Annotated in this window: 4 protein-coding genes; 3 read left to right on the top strand and 1 reads right to left on the bottom strand. The window is 71.3% G+C overall.

Going from position 1 to position 3,462, the window contains the following annotated elements:
• Both ACZ7D7_RS33875 and ACZ7D7_RS33870 read left to right on the top strand, forming a co-directional pair.
• A partial coding sequence (locus ACZ7D7_RS33875) for an adenosylhomocysteinase (protein ID WP_470829385.1) occupies nucleotides 1–93 on the top strand: 93 nt, incomplete at its 5' end.
• A 183-nt stretch (nucleotides 94–276) separates the two neighbouring features.
• Nucleotides 277–891: a hypothetical protein gene (locus tag ACZ7D7_RS33870; protein ID WP_470829384.1), complete on the top strand. Its 615-nt coding sequence runs from the start codon at nucleotides 277–279 to the stop codon at nucleotides 889–891.
• Between the two features lie 43 nt (nucleotides 892–934).
• Here the strand turns inward: ACZ7D7_RS33870 and ACZ7D7_RS33865 are convergent, their stop codons facing one another.
• Nucleotides 935–1,936 (bottom strand): RDD family protein, encoded by a 1,002-nt coding sequence (locus ACZ7D7_RS33865; protein WP_470829383.1) that lies wholly within the window; start codon nucleotides 1,934–1,936, stop codon nucleotides 935–937.
• A 128-nt stretch (nucleotides 1,937–2,064) separates the two neighbouring features.
• Between ACZ7D7_RS33865 and ACZ7D7_RS33860 the strand changes: the two genes are divergently transcribed.
• Nucleotides 2,065–3,072: a stage II sporulation protein M gene (locus ACZ7D7_RS33860; RefSeq protein WP_470829382.1), complete on the top strand. Its 1,008-nt coding sequence runs from the start codon at nucleotides 2,065–2,067 to the stop codon at nucleotides 3,070–3,072.
• The last annotated feature ends 390 nt before the right edge of the window (nucleotides 3,073–3,462 follow it).

Here is a 3,462-nt window from a genome sequence, read left to right as displayed (position 1 = left end):
GGCGTGAAGCTGACCACGCTCCGCCCCGAGCAGGCCGAGTACATCGGCGTCGAGGTCGAGGGCCCGTACAAGCCGGACCACTACCGCTACTGAGCCCCGCCGCGGCTCACAAGCCAGCGGTGAGCGCGTCCGTGCCGCCAGGTACGGACGCGCCTCTCAGCGGCACGTTCCTCAGAGGCAGGCCCCCGCACCCCCGTGCCGGGGGCCTGCCCCTTTGCTCCCAGGCCGCCAGTGGCTCCCACTGCCCGGACCAGCCCGTCAAGACCCAGGACCTCGATGCCCCGCGGCCGTTATTCGCTCCACGATCCGCACGATCACACCCCCCTCGCAGAAGAGCACTTCCAGTGCGCCGTCGGCCCCTCGGGCTGGCGCTACGTCTCCCAGCTGACCGCCCCGTCCGGCGATCACCGCGGCTCCGTCGACCTGACTCTCGACGAACTCGGCCGCCCCATCCGCCTCGAACTTCACGCGGCGAGCTGGCAGGTGCGCGGCGCCGCCATCGACGGCGTCACCTGGGTCCGCACCGACCCCACCGGGACCGAGGCCACCGAAGGCAATGTGCGCGCCCACGCCTTCACCGGCACGTCCCCCGCGTTCCTCGTCGCCACCAGCCGTCTCCTGCGCCTCACCCCCTCCGGGTCCGCCACCCGCGTCCGCCTCGTCGCCTTCACGGATCCGGTCCTCGCCCCGCGCACCGTGGACCAGTCCTGGGCACTGGTCGACAGCGAAGCACACGCCACTGACAACGGCCCCCTGATGGTGGACGAATACCAGGTCACAGCCCTGGACACGGGCGAGCAGCACTCGGTCCACATCGCCGGCGACGTGGTCCTCGCGGCACCGGGCATCGAGTTGGAGGACCTGGAGTCACCGCCGTCCGTCTTCCCCTGACGGCAGTCGGCCGGCCAGCCTCACGAGCGACCCGGCAGGCGGCTCAGGCGGGCGGCACGAACCCGGTCGACGGGCGCCGCTCGACGGGCTGGGCGTCCGCGGGCGGCACGTCGGACGCGGCCGACGGGGGTGGCGTGGGTTGTGCGGACTGCACCGGCTGAGGGGCAGCCGGAGGGGACACCTGCTCTGCGGCCTGCCCCGCGTACGGCGGCGCGTACGCCGACGGGGGCACCGACGCGTACCCAGCAGGGGCATACCCGCCCGGACCGTTCGCGGCAGGGGCGTGCCCGCCCTGACCGTTCCCGAAGGCCCGCCGAGCCTCACGCGCCTGACGTTCCCGCACCACTGCCGCCAAATACGCCCCGGCCGGAACCCCGGGCGGCGGGGGAGTGCCGGTACACGCCGCGAGATCGGTCGCCAGCCGCTGCGCCATGGCCTGGCCGACCTGCGGATCGAGCTGCTGCATCCGCGTCAGGTACTGACGTACGGCGAGCCACAGGTCGTCGGGCACCGCCGACAGGTCGAGCTCCGCGAACCGCCCGGCCAGCCACGGCGGGGGCGGCGGCACGAAACCCGCCCGCGCCACGGGTATCCGCTCCCGCACGACGAGCGTCCCCGCGAAGACGTCGCCGACCCGCCGACCGCGCTCCGACACGAGCGAGGCGATGCAGGCGACGACGCCGAACGTCATCAGGATCTCGATCACCCCGATCAGGCCGCGCACCAGCGCGTGCCGGAACCGGATCGGTCCGCCGTCGTCCCGCACCACCCGCAGCCCGCACGCCATCTTGCCGAGCGACCGCCCATGACTCAGCGTCTCAACCGCGATCGGCCCGCCCACCAGCAGCAACACGAACGTCGCGAGCGACAGCGCGGTCTGCGCCGCCTCGTCCAGCGAAGCGGTCGCGGCCACGAGGAGGAGCGTCACGCCGATGTACACGACCACGGCCACCGCCAGATCCAGCAGCACGGCCAACGCCCTGCTGGGCAGCCTCGCGGGGCGCAACTCCAGCGCCACCGCCTCGCCCGTCACCAGCTCACTCACGCCTGCCGCCCTTCCCCTGACCTGCCCCGAACACGGCCAGTCTGCCAAGCTGAGGGCACATCGCGCCCCAGTACGACAAGCTGACCCATGACGAGCCGCCGACGAGCAGCCCAGGAGCAGGCACACCGATGGACCTCGACGTCTTCGTCTCCGCCCACCGAGCGGAGTGGGACCGCCTCGACGCGCTGCTCGCCCGACGGCGCCGCCTCACAGGAGCCGAGGCCGACGAACTCGTCGCCCTGTACCAGCGCACCGCCACCCACCTGTCCCTGATCCAGTCCAGCGCCCCCGACCCGCAACTGACGGGCCGGCTCAGCCAGCTGGTCGCACGCGCGCGTAGCGCCGTCACGGGCACGCGCCGCGCCTCATGGCGAGACGTCACCCGCTTCCTCACCCACGGCTTCCCCGCAGCGGTCTACCGGTCGCGCCACTGGTGGGCACCCACGGCACTCCTGTCCACCCTGGTCGCGGCGCTCCTCGGCTGGTGGATCGGTACGCACCCCGAGGTACAGGCCACCATCGCGGCACCCAGCGAACTCCGGGAGCTGACCCGCCCCGGCGGCCAGTACGAGACCTACTACTCCAGTCACCCGGCGGCCTCGTTCGCCGCACAGGTCTGGACGAACAACGCCTGGGCCGCCGCCCTCTGCCTGATCCTCGGCGTCTTCCTCGGGCTCCCGGTCCTCTGGATCCTCTTCCAGAACATGCTGAACCTCGGCGTCGGCATCGGCCTGATGTCGGAGGCCGGCCGCCTCGACACCTTCCTCGGGCTCGTCATCCCGCACGGCCTCCTGGAACTGACCGCCGTCTTCGTGGCCGCCGGCACGGGGCTGCGCCTGGGCTGGACTCTCATCGACCCGGGCCCGCGCACCCGCCGCGCCGCCCTCGCCGAGGAAGGCCGCGCGGCCATCGGCATGGCCATCGGCCTCGCCCTGGTCCTGTTCGTCTCCGGCGCGATCGAAGGCTTCGTCACCCCGTCCGGCCTGCCCACCTGGGCCCGCATCGCGATCGGCGTCCTCGCCGAACTGGCCTTCCTCGCCTACGTCTACGTACTCGGCGGACGCGCGGCTCGCAGCGGTGAGACGGGCGACGTCGACGCGGCCGAACGCAGCGCGAGTGTGCCCACGGCTGCCTGATGTGCGGACAGGTCCGCGGAGCTGCTAGTCTCCTCTTCGCCCCGGAAACGCCGTTGACACGGTGAGACCGGGGAGGTAGATTCGAACAGTTGCCTGGAGATGGGTTGAGCCCGATCCGGCGACAGCGAGCAATCTGTCTGCTTCTCGGAACTTCGATTCCGGAGAAGCCCCTCCCGATGATTCGGAAAGCGAAGGCCGGTCAGTCCGCCCTGAAACTTCTGATAAAGTCGGGTCCGCCGGAAAGGGAAACGCGAAAGCGGGCACCTGGAAAGCACCGAGGAAATCGGATCGGAAAGATCTGATAGAGTCGGAAACGCAAGACCGAAGGGAAGCGCCCGGAGGAAAGCCCGAGAGGGTGAGTACAAAGGAAGCGTCCGTTCCTTGAGAACT

Source organism: Streptomyces sp. NPDC037054, assembly GCF_055606745.1.
This window is presented reverse-complemented; position numbering and strand designations above follow the sequence as displayed.